The sequence below is a fragment of the Candidatus Hydrogenedentota bacterium genome, assembly GCA_019637335.1.
Lineage (GTDB): Bacteria > Hydrogenedentota > Hydrogenedentia > Hydrogenedentales > JAEUWI01 > JAEUWI01.
In genome coordinates this window covers 15,849-31,848 of record JAHBVV010000037.1, presented here as the reverse complement: position 1 = coordinate 31,848, position 16,000 = coordinate 15,849, and the positions used below count along the sequence as shown (strand labels likewise).

Here is a 16,000-nt window from a genome sequence, read left to right as displayed (position 1 = left end):
CCTGCAACCCGGCGCCGGCCGCCCGAAATCCCAAAGGAGCCCCACCATGCACATCCGAGCAATCACCACCGCCCTCGCGCTGCTCCTCGCGCCCCTGGCCGCCGCGAACCTCTGCGCCCACCGTGGCGATGTCGCCGCCGCGCCGGAAAACACCCTCCCCGCCTTCCAATCCGCCGTCGAAAAAGGCGTTCCCCAGATCGAGTTCGACGTCGAGCTCACCCGGGACGGCGAACTCGTCATCATGCACGACGCCACCGTCGACCGCACCACCGACGGCTCGGGAAAAGTCACCGATCTCACCTTCGCCGAAATCCGCGCGCTCGACGCGGGAGCCTGGTTCTCCGAGGACTTCCGGGGTACGCGCGTCCCCACGCTGCGCGAAACGCTGGAAGCCATTCCGGAGCATATCCTCTGCAACGTCCACCTCAAGGGCGGTGAGGAACTGGCCCAAAAGGCCGCCCTGCTCATTCGGGAAATGGGCCGGCTCGACCAGTGCTTCCTCGCCACAAACCTCGAAAGCATCGCCGCAGCCCGCGCCGCCGTCCCCGAAATCAAGACCTGCAACATGTCGCGACAGGCCGGAAACCGCGCCGCCTATATCGCGGATACCATTAAGCATAAATGCGAGTTCATCCAGCTACACCAGCGCGATGGACACGAAAACCTGGAGGCGGAGGTCAAGCAGTTGCATGAGGCCGGCGTCACCGTCAACTGGTTCGGCGCGAACGATCCCGCGCTGATAGCGCGCCTGCATAAGGCCGGTGTAGACTATATCCTCACCGACGTGCTCGATGTGGCCCTGGAGACCATCAAAAACGCCGGCAATTAGCGCCGGACATCTCTCGCGCCCCCCGTATCCTTCAGTCGTTTATGTCCTTTCGGTCCTTTGACCAGGAAGAGGGATTCGAAAAGGCACGAGGGCTGAAAGCCCGCTTCATAGCGCTTGTAAAGCATCGGCAATGTCAAAAGCTCACCCAAAATAAAGGCAACAAACCATGCCCTACCCGCAATTCAACCGGCATGCCCTCCACATAAAGCCCCTCAGCGATCGCAAGGACAAGGTCTACATCGAAAAGGACCACGTCGCGCCCGACGCCCCCTTCCGCCCCTTTGACGATAAGGGACAGAAGGTCATCGACGAGACCATCAACCGTATCGTGGCCGCGCGCGAAGCCGGCAAATCCCGCATGCTGACCTTCGGCGCGCATTCCATCAAGAACGGTCTCGCCCCCGTCTTCATCAAGCTCATGCAGGACGGCTGGGTCACCCACCTGGCCACAAACGGCGCCGGCATCATCCACGACTGGGAATTCGCCTTCCAGGGCCACAGCAGCGAGGACGTCCGCGAAAACGTGGCCCGAGGCGAGTTCGGCGTATGGCGGGAAACCGGATTCTACCTGAACCTCGCCATCGTCGTCGGCGCCTACGAGGGCCTCGGCTACGGCGAATCCGTCGGCAAAATGGTCGAGCGGCAGGGCCTCGACATCCCCTCCGCCGACAAGCTCACCAAGGAAATCCTGACCGGAGCCGACCAGGACTATGGCGAGGCCATGGCCGCCGCATGCGACCTGCTCAACGTCGTCAAACGTTTCGAACTCCCCCCCGGATTCATGAAAATCCCGCACCCCTTCAAGCAATACGGACTCCAGGGAGCCGCCTGGCGCCTCGGCGTGCCCTTCACCAGCCACCCCATGATCGGGCACGACATCATCTACGTCCATCCCATGAACCAGGGCGCCAGCATCGGCCGCACCGCCGAGCGCGACTTCCTCACCTTCGCCCACAACGTCGCCAACCTCGACGGCGGCGTCTACATGAGCATCGGGTCCGCCGTCATGTCCCCCATGGTCTTCGAGAAGTCCCTCTCCATGTCGCAGAACCTCGCGATCCAGAAAAACCAGCACATCGACAACCACTACATGGTCATCGTCGACCTGCAGGAATCCCACTGGGACTGGACCCAGGGCGAACCGCCGGTCGACAACCCCGACTACTACCTCCGCTACAACAAGAGCTTCAACCGCATGGGCGGCGCCATGCGCTACCTCACGGCCGACAACCGCGATTTCCTACTCGCCATCGCCCAGGGCCTCGACAAGCGAAAGTAGCAGGCGGGAAACGCTCCATTCGCACAGGCGGCAGCCGTGGTACAATAACAGCGAAAAGGAGCAATCGATGACGTATAAAGGACAAGTCAGACAGGGCAAAATAGAACTGGAAAACGCGATTAAGTTGCCCGAAGGGGCCATCGTCAAGGTGGAGTTGATCGGCGCGGCAGTCACCGAAGACCTGCACCCCGACATCATACGCTTCACAGGCATCATTCCCGGGAGCGTGAACGGAGAAGAAGAATACAGGAAAGCGCTGGAATCGAAACACGGATGAAAGTGCTGTACGATACCAATATTCTCCTTGACGTCTTCCAGTTTCGCCAGCCGCACTACCGCGACTCGGCAATGTCGCTGAATATCAGCCTTACCGGCAGAGCGGTCGGATACTTTTCGGCGCATGCCGTGCCAACCTTGTACTATATCTTGAATAAGTATGCGGACAGGGACACAACACGAGAATCAATCACGTGGGTCTTGGGGTTCTTGGAGATCGTCCCGTGCGACAGACGAATCCTTGACAGCGCGCTCAATGCTCCCATGGTGGATTTCGAAGATGCAATCGTTGCGCAATGCGCTCGCTTCGCGTCCTGCGATTACATTGTCACGCGAAATACGAAAGACTTCCCAAGTTCGCACGTGCCCGTTTCGACGCCAAGCGACTTCCTGGCAAGGATTCAGTCGTAATACCCCCCTGTCAACGATCATTCTCGCCGCCCACAATCTGACATCAGAATTCCGCCTTGCCACGGTTCCATGCACGGTCACGCTTTGCCATGACCAGACCCACCGCGCCGCTCAGCGCGACCAGGAGCCTGGCACGTTCCCGCACAACCACACAGTAACGCGCCGTCCCAATCCCCAAACGCTCAGTCCGTCGACTGCAGCCGGTCCGGGCCCGCGTTCCCTACGTGGCGCTCGTAGTGGCCCTTGCCATTGCGCACGTACTTCGTAAAACCCATCCGCTCCAGATTCTTGTCGCTCGTGTTCTGCTTCTGAATGCGCTCGTTGCTGTTCCCCGCAATGTGCGGCGTCTGAAACACCCGCACCACCTGCTCCCCCGTCTCCGGGTGCTCCGTCAGCGCCGGCTCGCTCATGCCGTGGCTGTACTCGAACACCTCCCCCTCCGTGCCGTCATCGTGAATCACCTGGTAGGTGTAAATGGGCATTTCTTGAAACCTCTATGGGGCGGGGTTGCAGGGCCGCCCTGTGGTGGTTGACGATTGAGTTTTCCGCTTATAGTATACGTGAGCGGGGTGCAGTGGTGCCAAGGACAATGTTCCGGGATGACGATGGAATCTGGGACCTGCAACAACTCGGCCTAGAATTGGGGGAGAAGCCGAAAGGGCCGGAACGGTTCTTGGTGCACAGGCTGGATTGCTCGCTTCTCGCTGTTTCGCGAGCGACGTGCGCATACGGGAAACCATTAGGAGAGAGACCCGTCGAAGCTGAAAAGGGTAGTGTTCCATGGATGAAGAATTTCTCCAGATAGGCAGAAGCATGGCCGAGGAAGCCTTCGGAATAGGCGGCACTGAGTGTGTCATCCTATACTCGTCTATGCAAATCGAAGATGCCATACGGCGGAGCCAGAAGCCGGCCACGAAGAAAAGACTGAATACTATGCTAAAGCGTTCCGGTGACGCGTTTAAGGCTGCCATGGAACGCCTCGTGCAAAGGGATTGCGACGCCGCAATAGAGATTATAGAACCCTTTACGAATAGCGATATGCCCAGTCTTTGGATCTGTTTCAGCCGCGAAGAAGTGGTGAAACGAGTGGCCCACATCTACGACAGGCTCTCCTCCAACCTTTCTGCCCATGATGCCTATGATCTGGGAGGCAGAGAACACGTCGGATCGATTGTCTTCTGGCTTGATAGATAAGCACAGCAACCCTCACCAGCATAGGCCTACCTGGTCGAAAGCCCGCAGGTGCGCTGTAGCGGGAGCCAGACTAGGACCGTCATGCATATTTGCAACCCATAACGACCCGGGTTACAATTGGGTTGTGATCGCGAGCTTCAAACACAAAGGGCTGGAACGATTCTTCCGTAGCGGCGTGACGTCGGGCGTTCAGGCCGCACATGTGGCGCGGCTGCGCCTCATTTTGGGGCGTCTGAACGCATCTACCGGCCCGAGCGATATGAACTTACCTGGCTTGTATCTTCACCGGCTCCGCGGCGCGCGGCTGGACACGTGGTCTGTGCGCGTGAGCGGAAATTGGCGGATTACCTTCCAATTTGACGGTGAGGACGCGATTCACGTGGACTACGAAGACTACCATTGAGGTGACACGATGATGATGTACAACCCGCCCCACCCGGGCGAAATACTGAGGGCGCTTTGCCTCAAACCCCTCGGACTTAGCGTCACGGACGCCTCGAAGGCCCTGGGCGTCAGCCGGAAAACGCTCTCCAGCATTTTGAACGGCCGCGCGGGTATCAGTCCGGAGATGGCGGTGCGCCTGTCCATTGCATTCGATACGACATCGGAGAGCTGGATGAATCAGCAGGTGCAGTACGACCTGTGGCAGGCCGAGCAACGGCGAGCGGACTTGAAAGTTGTGCCGTTGGGGCGATAGGTCCCATCGCGGGGATGGGATCAGGACAGCCACGCCTCGTGGGTGTGTTGCTTCCTTGCGGGTTCGGCTGTTGGCGTTGGGCTTTTCATGGTGCCTGGGGTATTGAGGCGTGTCAGTCCCTACATGGAACCGCCCGCAACGTTGGTACGTTGCGGGCGGCGAATAGAAACGTCTTGCAGCTTCCCTATAGGATGCCCCGCTCCTGAAGCCCCGCAATACCCGAACGCACTTCCTCCGCCGACTTGTGCAGCGAAGCCCGATCCGCGTCCGAGATTTCCAGCTCGAGTATCTGCTCCACGCCGTTCTTGCCCAGGACGCACGGCACGCCCATGTAGATGTCGTCCAGGCCGTACTGCCCCGTCAGCAGCGCCGCGCATGGAAGCAGCTGCTTCTCGTCTCGGAGAATGCTCTGCGCCATCCGCACCGCACTCGCCGCCGGCGCGTAGTACGCGCTGCCCGTCTTCAGCAGCGCCACGATCTCGCCGCCGCCCTTCCGCGTCCGCTCCACAATCGCGTCAATGCGATCCTGCGGCAACAGCTTCGTGATCGGGATGCCCGATACCGTCGTGTAGTGCGGCAGCGGAACCATGTCGTCGCCGTGCGAACCGAGCACCATCGTGTCCACGTTTTTCATGCTCACCCCCAGCTCCATCGCCACGAACGAGCGCATCCGCGAGCTGTCCAGGCAGCCCGCCATGCCGATCACCCGCTCCGCCGGGAAGCCCAGCTTCTTATACGCCAGGTACACCATCACGTCCAGCGGATTCGTTACGATAATCACCGTCGAATTCGGCGCGTACTTCTTGATGTTCTCGCAGATGCCCGAAATAATGTTGCCGTTCTTCTCCAGCAGGTCCAGGCGCGTCATACCCGGCTTACGCGGCAGCCCCGCCGTCACAATCACCAGATCCGAGCCCTCGATGTCCGCGTAGTCGTTCGTGCCGACACACTGGCTGCTATAGCCCCGAATCGGGCCCGCCTCCGTCAGGTCCAGCGCCTTCCCCTGCGGCAGCCCCTCGACAATGTCCGTCAACACGACATCGCCCAGCTCCAGCTCCAGGCAGTACTGCGCCGCCGACGCGCCCACATTGCCCGCACCGATCGATGCGATCTTGAACTTCTTGCCAACCGACATGGTCCTTCTCCTTCGTGTTCGGCGGCCCGGCCAAATGCTGCCCGGGGCCTCGGTAGGGGGTTATCGCGTGAATAGCGCGCCCGCAAAGGGAATCTCGGGATAAGCGGGATCAACGCGCGCCGGCCGCGGCCGCCCAATAGGGCCGCATGCATCACGGCCCCCTATTGTACTACACGCAAACCCCGATTTACAGACCCCAATCCCTCACCCCACCCCGTCCACCCCGTCCACCCCGTCCACCCCGTCCACTCCGCCCACGGGCCTGCCCGCCGAAGGCGGGTCCACCCCGTCCACGGGCCTGCCCGCCGAAGGCGGGTCCACCCCGTCCACGGGCCTGCCCGCCGAAGGCGGGTCCACTCCGTCCACTCCGTCCACGGGCCTGCCCGCCGAAGGCGGGTCCACTCTGTCCACTCCGTCCACCCCATCAAAACACAAAATAATAAAACTCCGTCTGCCGAAACACCCCGGCCAAAAAAATCGTCCAGAAGATCGCCGTGTACGCTGCCCAGCGCAATGCCACCGGCTGCGCGCGAAACCACGGCTGAAGCGCGGCCCGGCTCCCCGCATACTGCACCGCCTCCACCACCGCAACCGCGACGCACACCAGAACGACCTCCCCCCAGCCCAGTCCCAGCGCGCGGACCGCCGCCCCCCAGAACGTTGCCTCAGCCACCTCCCCCCAACCGCCCAACAGCCCCGACACCACCTCCAGCGCCTCCCCCAGGTCCGCCGCGCGAAAGAAGATCCACCCCACATGCACCGCCGAAAACGTCAGCGCGACCTTCAACGCATGCGGGATCCGCGCCAGCCCCGGCGCGACGGCCACCGCGCCCCGTTCCGCAATCAGCAGCCCGCCATGAATGAGCCCCCAGACCAGAAACGTCCAGTTCGCCCCGTGCCAGAGCCCGCTGGCGGCAAACACCACCAGGATCGCCGCCGCCCAGCCCGCCGCGCTGTTCCGGTTCCCGCCCAGCGGCACGTACACATAATCGCGGAACCACGCCGAGAGCGTCATGTGCCAACGCCGCCAGAAGTCCCGAATCGAGGACGCCGCATAAGGCCGGTTGAAGTTCGGGGAAAGCCCCACCCCCATCACCCGCGCCGCCCCGATCGCGATATCGCTGTACCCCGAAAAATCGCAGTAGATCTGGTACCCAAACGCCAGCGTCGCCAATAGCAGCACCGGCCCGCTATGCCCCCCCGGTTCCGCGTACACCCGCTCCACCGCCACCGCCAGCCGGTCCGCTATCACCATCTTCTTGAAAAAGCCCCACGCCATCAGCCGGAGCCCATCGCACACCCGATCATAATCGAACGCGTGCGCCCGCCGGAGCTGCGGCAGCAGCCGCGACGCCCGTTCAATCGGACCCGCCACCAGCTGCGGAAAAAAACATACGTACAGCGCAAAGTAACCCAGATGCCGCTCCGGCGCACGCTCGCCCCGATACACATCGATCGTGTAGCTCAGCGTCTGAAACGTATAAAACGATATCCCCAGCGGCAGCAGAAAATCGGAGTACGGCAGCTCCAGCGAAAGCCCCGCCGACCGCGCCCCCGCGCCCAGGCTATCCCGAAAAAAATTGTAGTACTTGAAGAAAAACAGCAGACCCAGATTCGCCGTCAGGCTCGCCCCAAGCCAAACCCGGCGCGCGCCCCCCGACGAAGCCGCGATCCGCCGAGCCGCCACATAGTCCACCGCCGTGGAAATCCACAGCAGCGCCACATACCCCGGCTCCCACGCCATGTAGAACCCGTAACTCGCCGCCAGCAGCCACGCCCACCGCCACCGTTCCGGAGCCAGAAAGTACACCCCCGCCACCGCGGGAAAGTACAGGCAAAACGGCATCGAATTAAAAAGCATGGCGGGCGCGATCCCCGGAGCCGGTCAACCCGGCCCTCCAAAAAAACGGCGGACACTCCAATCGTCTGAAGCCCAGATTCTACACAACCACCGCCCATTTCAGAAGCATCTCGGGAACAGCGCACCAGGAACTCAGACATTCCTGAGAATGCGCCGAAGGCGCAAAGGATCGCGGACATTCGTGTCCGCGGCAAAGGCAGCGGCGCTTGCCGAAGGCCGCGCAGGCTTGTAAAGGAGTCGCTGGGCAAAAGGGCGTCATTCCCACGAAAGTGGGAATCCAGTGGGTTCGCGCGGTTTGGGTCGCTCGGTCACTGGATCTCCACTTTCGTGGAGATGACGGGAAATCGGTGTCTTCCTACAACATGACGGCCCCGCTTGAAACGCACCATGAACCCTGCCGCGGACATTCCGCGGCAAGCCCAGCCCGCCCTACACCCGCCGCTCCGGGAAATAATGCACCTCAATCAACAAACACATCGTATGCCACAACGCGATATGCGCTTCCTGGATCACCTTCGTCGAATCCCCCGGCGCCTTGATCGCCAGATCCGCGAACTCCCCCATCGCGCCGCCCTTCGGACCCGTCAGCGACACCGCCAGCGCCCCATACGCCTTCGCGGTCGACATCGCCATCAGGCAATTGTTCGCGTTCCCCGACGTCGAAATCGCCAGCAACACATCGCCCGGGCGCACCAGCGCGTTCAATTCCTGCGCAAACGCAATGTCCCGAATCGCATTGTCGTTCTCCACCGCGGTCTTCAGCGCCCCATTGAAGCCCAGCGCATGCGAGGAAAGCCCCGCCTCCAGGTTCACCGCCAGCTCCTCCCCGAACGGCAGCCCCCGAAACTTCTCCCGAATCTCCGGCCGCAACGGGCGCAACCGCTCAAAACTCTTGTTCAATTCCCCCACAATGTGCAGCGCGTCCGCGTTCGATCCGCCATTCCCGCACGTAAAAAGCGTCCCCCCGCCGTCATAACAGCGCACCAGCGCCGCATGCAGCGACAACACCCCCTCCCGGCAGCCCGCCAGGTCGGGGCGGCGGTCCAGAAGTCCTTGGAGTACTTCATCTTCGAGCGGATTCAATGCGGGCATTCGAGCGTCCTTTCACGGGGGCAATGGGCGGATTCAGCGGCCAAAGTATAGCGCGTTCGCGCACCCCCGCGCACCCCGAACGCATTTTTCGCATGTAAAACCGTAAACACGGTTTGACAAATCAGCGAATTTAAGTTAAAGTTCACGCAGAACGGTTCACGTGGACGCGACTCCCCGCGGTGCGACGGCCACAACGTAAAGTTGAAAAAAACCAACAGCGGAAAGTTCACCGCGCGGTACGCGACCAAGTACAGCCCAAACGGGTACCGCGCAAACCGGACGCATCGCAGGCTGGCCACCCGCGAACGCGCCCCGAATGCTTGCCGCAACAGCGCAATCAACCCCAAGACCCAAACGAAATGGAGCAGTACCATGCAAAAAAAAGGTTTCACCCTCATCGAGCTACTCGTCGTCATCGCCATCATCGGCATCCTGGCGGCCATCCTCCTGCCAGCCCTCGCACGCGCCCGGGAAGCCGCCCGGCGCAGCAGCTGCCAGAACAACCTCAAGCAACTCGGCCTCGTCTTCAAGATGTACGCCAACGAATCGAAAGGCGGCAAATACCCGCCCATGCAGGTCTATGACTGCAACGGCGATCCCCACTCCTTCAACGCCGCGCCCGACGCCGCGCTGACCTACCCCGACTACCTCACGGACTGGAACGCGCTCGTATGCCCCAGCAACGCCGCCGGCTCCACCGCGCTGGAACTCTGGGACGCCGGTCAGTCGCGCGCTCCGCAGTGGGTCGAAGTCGCCGGCTACAGCAACAACAGGATCGTGGAGACCTGCGAGATCACCGGGCAGCCCTACCTCTACTACGGCTACGTCCTGACCTCCAACATGTTCGTCACCACCGCGGATTTCGACAACTTCGACCTCGCCATTGAAGCCTACGACCAGTACATGGTGGGCGGCTTTCCGGACCTCGTGGAGGAAGACTGGTACCTGGAGGACATCGGTGGCAACCCGACGCCCGTCAATGGATTCAGCAGCGCAATGCGCCTCCGCGAGGGCGTCGAGCGCTTCTTCATCACCGATATCAACAATGCGGGCGGCAGCGCCAAAGCCCAGTCCGAAATCGTTGTAATGTATGACGCCGTTGCCGAAGACGCCTTCAACTATAACCACATCCCCGGCGGCTCCAACGTGCTCTACATGGACGGCCACGTGGCCTTCGTCAAATACGCCGTCGAAGGCGACTTCCCCATGAACCGCGCCGGCCGCGCCCTGGCCGCCGCCGGTCAGTGATCCAGACCACCCTCTGGTAACCATAGAAAGGGGCGCGCTTCCGAGCCGCCCCACCCCCGCGGGGCCCGGTGATTTCACCGGGCCCCGCGCCGTTTTATCTCAAAACCCTTGTTATCCCGGGAGCCTTATGTTATAAAAACTGTTGACAGGCGGCAACGCGCGCTCGTCGCCCGGAGCGGGCTACTCCGGAGACGGCAAGGCCAGGCGGGTCTACCGCGCGCGCACACGCCGGCAGCCCTGTCCGCGCACAATGACAGTCGCCAGATTCCAACGCAGGAGGGGTATCACGCCATGGAAACGATCAACTACGCCGGGAGCGCCCCGACCGCGGACGCGATAGCCCTCGAAATCGAAAAGGAGCGCCGCCGCCGCTATGCCGAAGCGGGCCTCGACCTCGACAAGCGTAAACATTTCAAGCGCCCCGGGGAGCGCCCCTTCACCAAAGCCGAGCGGGACACCACGACCATCCTCTATGGCGGCCTCACCCTCCGGCACGAGCGCCTCATCCACGCCGCGTTCACCTCCCTGGGCTACCGGATGTCCGTGATCCCCACCCCGCGCAAGGCCGACTTCCAGGCGGGCAAGGAATACGGCAACAACGGCCAGTGCAATCCCACCTACTTCACCGTGGGCGCCCTCGTGAATTACCTCAAGGATCTGCGCGACCGCCAGGGCATCGCCACCGAAGCCATTCTCCGCGACTACATCTTCGTCACCGCCGGAAGCTGCGGCCCCTGCCGATTCGGCATGTACGAAGCCGAATACCGGCTCGCCCTCCGCAACAGCGGCTTCGATGGCTTCCGCGTTATCCTCTTCCAGCAACAGGGCGGCCTCAAGCAGGCCGTCGGCGAAGAACAGGGGCTCGAGTTCAACGCGGCCTTCGCGCTGCGCCTCCTCAACGCCATCGTCATGGGCGACCTCCTCAACGAAGTCGCCTACCAGCTCCGGCCCTACGAAGCCGAGCCCGGCCAGGTCAACCGCGCCTTCGACCGCGCCCTGGATCACATCTGTGACGCCTTCCAGACCGCCAACGATCGCATCGGCGCGGCGCCCGCCTGGTGGAAGCGCCTGCCGAAAAGCCTCCGCGAAAAGGACGGCCTCCGCATCCTGCAGCAACGCTGGGAGCCCTTCTACGTCCAGACCATGGCGGAGGCCTGCCGGATTATCGCCGAAAACGTCGAAGTCGACTTCACCCGCCCCAGACCCGTCTGCAAAGTCACCGGCGAATTCTGGGCCCAGACCACCGAGGGCGACGGCAACTTCCACATGTTCGAATTCCTGGAAGCCCAGGGAGCCGAAGTCCTCGTGGAAACCATCACCACCTGGATCAACTACCTCATCAACCAGGCGCGCGGAAAAATCGCCGACCAGGCGGGTCTCGAAGATCCCAAAGGCCCCTTCGGCGCGCTCCGCGGCAGGCTTCGGAACCGCTGGAAGCTCGCCCGAATCGAAATCGCCCGCCGCTTCCTCGACCGCGAGTACGAGCGCCTCCGCAAGGCCCTCGGCGGCACGGCCCACCGGCAGGTCTGCCAGCTCGAACTCCAGCGCATGGGCCACCCCTACTACAACAGCAAGGCCGCCGGCGGCGAAGGCCACCTCGAAGTCGCCAAAAACATCTACTACGCCAACAAGAGCCTCGCCCACATGGTCATGAGCCTCAAGCCCTTCGGATGCATGCCCTCCGCACAGTCCGACGGCGCCCAGGCCGCCGTCACCACCCATTTCTCCGACATGATCTTCATCCCCATCGAAACCTCCGGCGAGGGCGACGTCAACGCCCACAGCCGCGCGCAGATGGCCCTCGGTGAGGCCAAGCTCAAGTCCAAACAGGAGTTCCAGGCCTGCGTAAAACGCTCCGGCTACACCATCGACCAGATCCGCGCCTACGTCGAAGCCCACCCCGACTTCCGCAAGCCCTTCCAGAAACTCCCGCACTACGAAGGCGTCGTCGGACGCGCCGCCAATTTCGTGCTCTATGTCGGCGAACGGATGGCGGAAGACAGGGCATGGAAGGTGGATCGGGAAGGCGCGGCAACGCGGGCGGTGGTGTAGGCGAGCGGTCGCGCCACCGGGACGCCTCGGAGACGGCCCGGTGCATGCGTCCCTGCTGTCCCTGACGTCCCTGCTGTCCCTGTAAAACACGACAAACCACACAAGCGGTCCTCCACGACCGCGTCGGTCACTACGCGAATCAAGGAATCGATCCCATGGGTTGTTGCAGCACATCCACCAGCTCCAGCAGTTGCGGCACAGGCAGCTGCGGCACGGCCACCGCCGCGCCCGCCGAACTCCCCAAATCCTCCTGCTCGTCCGGCGGCAATTGCGGCTGCGCAACCAAACCCGCGGAACTCCCCCAGGTCCGCGCCCCACGCCGCGAATTCACGCCGTTCCAGGGCACGGAACGCTACCCCCAGGGACTCCTCATGGGCCTCGATGTCGGCAGCACCACCGTGAAGGCCGTTCTGGTCGACCCCGAGACCGACGAAATCCTCTGGAAGGACTACCAGCGCCACGAGACCAAACAGCCCGAGAAATGCCTTGAGCTGCTCCAGGCCGCCTGCGCGGCGCTGCCCGGCGTGCCCCACAACGCCGTCCGCGTCTTCATCACCGGCTCCGGCGGCGCCGGCGTCGGGCGCCACATCGGCGCGCGCTTCGTACAGGAAGTCAACGCTGTCTCGCTCGCCGTCGAAAAGCTCTACCCCGACGTCATGAGCGTCGTCGAACTGGGCGGCCAGGACGCGAAAATCATCGTCTTCAAGGAAAACGAAGATAACGGCTCCAAAAAGAAGATCCCCTCGATGAACGACAAATGCGCCGGCGGCACAGGCGCGGTCATCGACAAGATCAACGCCAAGCTCAAGATCCCCGCCGAAAAGCTCTGCCAGATGGGCTATGTCGGCCACAAGCTCCACCCCGTCGCCGGCAAGTGCGGCGTCTTCGCGGAAACCGACATCAACGGTCTCCAGAAGCAGGGCGTCCCGCGCGAAGAACTCATGGCCTCCCTCTTCGAGTCCATCATCCAGCAGAACCTCTCCGTCCTCACGCGCGGCCACACCCTCCTGCCCAATGTCCTCCTCCTCGGCGGACCCAACTGCTACGTCAAGGGCATGGCCGAATGCTGGCGCCACAACATCCCCCAGATCTGGAAAGAGCGCAATGTCCCCGTTCCCGACCGCCCCCTCGAAGAGTTGGTGAAGGTCCCGGAAAATGCCCAGTACTTCGCGGCCATCGGCGCCGTCGAGTTCGGCAAGTCCGAAATCGAGGACGACGCGAACACCGGCGCCTACCAGGGAACGGATCAGTTGCGGTGGTATCTCGACGTCGGTCGTGTCGAGGAAAAGAAAGCCGCCGGACGCACCGGCCTCGTGAAAACCTCCGAGGAGCTGGACGGCTTCTACGCGCGCTACACCGTCGAGCCCTGGGAGCCCGCCGCCTTCGCGCCCGGCTCGGAAGTCGAGGGCTACATCGGCATCGACGGCGGCTCCACCAGCACCAAGGCCGTCCTCATCGGACGCGACAAGGAAATCCTCGCCAAGGTCTACCAGCTCTCCAACGGCAACCCCATCGAAGACACGATGGACGTCCTCGCCCAGCTCGAAGCCAAAATCCACGATCAGGGCTGCAAGCTGAAAGTCCTCGGCGTCGGCACAACCGGCTACGCCAAGGACGTCCTGAAGGACGTGCTCAACGCCGACGTCGCGCTCGTCGAAACCGTGGCGCACACGCAAAGCGGCCTCCACTTCTACCCCGACGCCGACGTCATCTGCGACGTGGGCGGCCAGGACATCAAGGTCATTATCCTGCGCAACGGAGCCGTCAAGGATTTCAAGCTCAACACGCAGTGTTCGGCGGGCAACGGCTACTTCCTCCAGAGCACCGCCCAGGATTTCGGCGTGGACGTACGGCGCTACGCGGATGTGGCCTTCCAGGCCGAGGCCATGCCGGAATTCGGCTACGGATGCGCCGTATTCATGCAGTCCGACATCGTCGACTTCCAGCGCCAGGGCTGGCAGGCCCCCGAGATCATGGCCGGACTCGCCGACGTCCTCCCGAAGAACATCTGGCTCTACGTCTCCCAGATCCCCAACCTCCCCAAGCTCGGCAGCACCTTCGTCCTCCAGGGCGGCACCCAGAACAATATGGCCGCCGTGAAGGCGCAGGCCGACTTCATCACCAGCCGCTTCCACGGCACCGGCATCGATCCCCGCGTCATCGTGCACAAGCACTGCGGCGAGTCCGGTGCGATCGGAGCCGCCTTCGAGGCCCACCGCCTCCACAACGAGCGCAGGCGCAACACCACTTTCATCGGCATGGGCGCCGTCCACACCATCGAATACCGCACCACGCGCGACGAGAACACGCGCTGCTACTTCTGCAAGAACAACTGCCTCCGCACCTTCATCGATGTAAAGTCCGCGGCCTCGAAGGAAGCCGCAAACATCGCGCTCGACGCGAACACGATGAAGTTCAACTCCTCAACCGTGAGTCACACGCGGATGAAGCGCGGCGCGAGCGAGGAGGAGAAAAAGTCCCCGGATTTCGAGTCGAAAGTCCCCCTGGCGGAAGACGAACAGCGCCTCATCATCGCCACCTGCGAAAAGGGCACGGTCGAAGACGTCAACGACATGAAACAGATCAAGAAGGGGCTCGACACCCTGAAGGAAAAATACCCCAACCTCGTCGATCGCTCCGCGGTGAAGGCCTTCATGCCGGTCACCGTGGAAAACCTGGCCGACCCGCCGCCCGCCGCCCGATGGTACGCGCGCGGCCGCCGGCGCGCGGCCATCCAGGCCCGCCGCGCCGCCATGGATCGCCGCGGGAGCATACGCATCGGCATGCCCAAAGCCCTCAACATGTACTCCCAGGCCCCCTTCTTCATGGCCTTCTTCCAGAGCCTCGGCATCCGCGATCGCAACCTCGTCTGGTCCGACTTCACCAGCGAAGGGCTCTACAAGGAAGGCGCCAAGCGCGGTTCCATCGACCCCTGCTTCCCCAGCAAGGTCGGCATACCCCACGTCCACAACCTGCTCTACCACAAGCACACCCCGAAGAAACCCTTGGATTACATCCTCTTCCCGATGGTCGACTCCTTCCCCACCTGGCTGGAAAACATCCTCGGAAGCCGCGCCTGCCCCACCGTCACCGCTACCCCGGAAGCCGTGCACGCCGCCTTCATCAAGGAGCGCGACCTCTTCGCGGAAAAGGGCATCGTCTACAAGAAGACCTTCCTGAACATGGACAATCCCGCCCTCTGCGCAAAGCAAATGTACGAGGACTGGGGCGCGGAACTCGGGCTCTCCATGCCCGAAGCACGCCGCGCCACCGACGCCGGCCTGAAGGCCCTGGCCGATTTCTACCAGGCCCGGCGGGACGAGGCCCGCGCCATGCTCGACACCCTCGAGCGCGAACAGCGCCTCGGCATCGTCCTGCTCGCGCGCCCCTACCACAACGACCCCGGCATCAACCACGAAATCATGGACGAGTTCCAGAAGCTCGGCTACCCCGTCTTCACCCAGGACAGCCTTCCCATCGACAGCGACATCATCGATCGCCTCTTCGGCGACGAAATCGCCCGCGGCGAAATCGACAGCGGCTTCGATATCGCCGATGTCTGGAAAAACAGCTACTCGGAAAACACCTCCCGCAAGGTATGGGCCGCGAAATATGTCGCCCGCCACCCCAACCTCGTCGCCCTCGAACTGAGCAACTTCAAGTGCGGCCACGACGCCCCCATCTACACCGTGATCGAGGAAATCGTCGAAAACTCCGGCACGCCCTTCTTCTACTTCAAGGACATCGACGAGAACAAGCCCGCCGGAGCCATCAAGATCCGCGTGGAAACCATCGGCTACTTCCTCAAGCGCTACCGGGAGGATATGATCGCGCGGGCCGAAAAGATCGCCAAAATCGAGGCGGATCTCGCCGCATATGATGAGGATCTCCGGCACCCCGAGCGCGCCATGGCGGCCGCTTCATAG

At 62.5% G+C, this 16,000-nt stretch carries 15 protein-coding genes and 1 pseudogene; 11 read left to right on the top strand and 5 right to left on the bottom strand.

Annotated features, from left to right (window positions below; translation table 11 throughout):
* Window positions 1–46 precede the first annotated feature (46 nt).
* The 4 genes from KF886_24850 (at window position 47) to KF886_24835 (ending at window position 2,795) form a co-directional block, all read left to right on the top strand.
* On the top strand, window positions 47–829 hold the full coding sequence (locus KF886_24850) for a glycerophosphodiester phosphodiesterase (GenBank protein MBX3180588.1): 783 nt from the start codon (window positions 47–49) through the stop codon (window positions 827–829).
* A 166-nt stretch (window positions 830–995) separates the two neighbouring features.
* Window positions 996–2,108: a hypothetical protein gene (locus tag KF886_24845; protein MBX3180587.1), complete on the top strand. Its 1,113-nt coding sequence runs from the start codon at window positions 996–998 to the stop codon at window positions 2,106–2,108.
* Window positions 2,109–2,175: 67 nt separating this feature from the next.
* On the top strand, window positions 2,176–2,385 hold the full coding sequence (locus KF886_24840; protein ID MBX3180586.1) for a hypothetical protein: 210 nt from the start codon (window positions 2,176–2,178) through the stop codon (window positions 2,383–2,385).
* The gene (locus KF886_24835; protein MBX3180585.1) at window positions 2,382–2,795 is read left to right on the top strand and encodes a PIN domain-containing protein; all 414 of its coding nucleotides are present in this window, start codon (window positions 2,382–2,384) and stop codon (window positions 2,793–2,795) included. The genes KF886_24840 and KF886_24835 overlap by 4 nt, the downstream gene beginning before the upstream one ends.
* Before the next feature lie 182 nt (window positions 2,796–2,977).
* Here KF886_24835 and KF886_24830 read toward each other — a convergent pair whose 3' ends face one another.
* A complete protein-coding gene (locus tag KF886_24830) occupies window positions 2,978–3,277 on the bottom strand; it encodes a zinc ribbon domain-containing protein (GenBank protein ID MBX3180584.1) in 300 nt (99 codons plus the stop codon).
* 298 nt (window positions 3,278–3,575) lie between these two features.
* Here KF886_24830 and KF886_24825 point away from each other — a divergent pair, with 298 nt between their 5' ends.
* The 3 genes from KF886_24825 (at window position 3,576) to KF886_24815 (ending at window position 4,686) form a co-directional block, all read left to right on the top strand.
* Window positions 3,576–3,989, top strand: coding sequence for a hypothetical protein (locus tag KF886_24825; GenBank protein MBX3180583.1), 414 nt, complete (start codon window positions 3,576–3,578; stop codon window positions 3,987–3,989).
* 124 nt (window positions 3,990–4,113) lie between these two features.
* Complete coding sequence (locus KF886_24820) at window positions 4,114–4,392, top strand: type II toxin-antitoxin system RelE/ParE family toxin (GenBank protein ID MBX3180582.1); 279 nt, start codon at window positions 4,114–4,116, stop codon at window positions 4,390–4,392.
* Between the two features lie 9 nt (window positions 4,393–4,401).
* Window positions 4,402–4,686 carry a HigA family addiction module antidote protein gene (locus tag KF886_24815; protein ID MBX3180581.1) on the top strand — a complete coding sequence of 95 codons (285 nt, stop codon included), beginning with the start codon at window positions 4,402–4,404 and terminating at the stop codon, window positions 4,684–4,686.
* Window positions 4,687–4,870: 184 nt separating this feature from the next.
* Here the strand turns inward: KF886_24815 and mdh are convergent, their stop codons facing one another.
* The 4 genes from mdh to KF886_24795 all read right to left on the bottom strand — a co-directional run bounded on the left by mdh (window position 4,871) and on the right by KF886_24795 (window position 8,774).
* Complete coding sequence (mdh, locus tag KF886_24810) at window positions 4,871–5,821, bottom strand: malate dehydrogenase (GenBank protein MBX3180580.1); 951 nt, start codon at window positions 5,819–5,821, stop codon at window positions 4,871–4,873.
* 204 nt (window positions 5,822–6,025) lie between these two features.
* The gene (locus tag KF886_24805) at window positions 6,026–6,232 is read right to left on the bottom strand and encodes a hypothetical protein (protein ID MBX3180579.1); all 207 of its coding nucleotides are present in this window, start codon (window positions 6,230–6,232) and stop codon (window positions 6,026–6,028) included.
* A gap of 13 nt (window positions 6,233–6,245) precedes the next feature.
* Window positions 6,246–7,682 (bottom strand): MBOAT family protein, encoded by a 1,437-nt coding sequence (locus KF886_24800; GenBank protein MBX3180578.1) that lies wholly within the window; start codon window positions 7,680–7,682, stop codon window positions 6,246–6,248.
* 429 nt (window positions 7,683–8,111) lie between these two features.
* The gene (locus KF886_24795) at window positions 8,112–8,774 is read right to left on the bottom strand and encodes an SIS domain-containing protein (protein MBX3180577.1); all 663 of its coding nucleotides are present in this window, start codon (window positions 8,772–8,774) and stop codon (window positions 8,112–8,114) included.
* 372 nt (window positions 8,775–9,146) lie between these two features.
* On the opposite strand from KF886_24795, the pseudogene KF886_24790 reads away from it, so the two are divergent.
* From KF886_24790 to KF886_24775, 4 genes and pseudogenes are all read left to right on the top strand, one after another.
* A pseudogene (locus tag KF886_24790) lies at window positions 9,147–9,461 on the top strand (DUF1559 domain-containing protein).
* Between the two features lie 153 nt (window positions 9,462–9,614).
* Window positions 9,615–10,022, top strand: coding sequence for a hypothetical protein (locus tag KF886_24785; GenBank protein MBX3180576.1), 408 nt, complete (start codon window positions 9,615–9,617; stop codon window positions 10,020–10,022).
* A gap of 291 nt (window positions 10,023–10,313) precedes the next feature.
* Window positions 10,314–12,074, top strand: coding sequence for an activator of (R)-2-hydroxyglutaryl-CoA dehydratase (locus KF886_24780; GenBank protein MBX3180575.1), 1,761 nt, complete (start codon window positions 10,314–10,316; stop codon window positions 12,072–12,074).
* A gap of 155 nt (window positions 12,075–12,229) precedes the next feature.
* Window positions 12,230–16,000: a CoA activase gene (locus tag KF886_24775; GenBank protein MBX3180574.1), complete on the top strand. Its 3,771-nt coding sequence runs from the start codon at window positions 12,230–12,232 to the stop codon at window positions 15,998–16,000.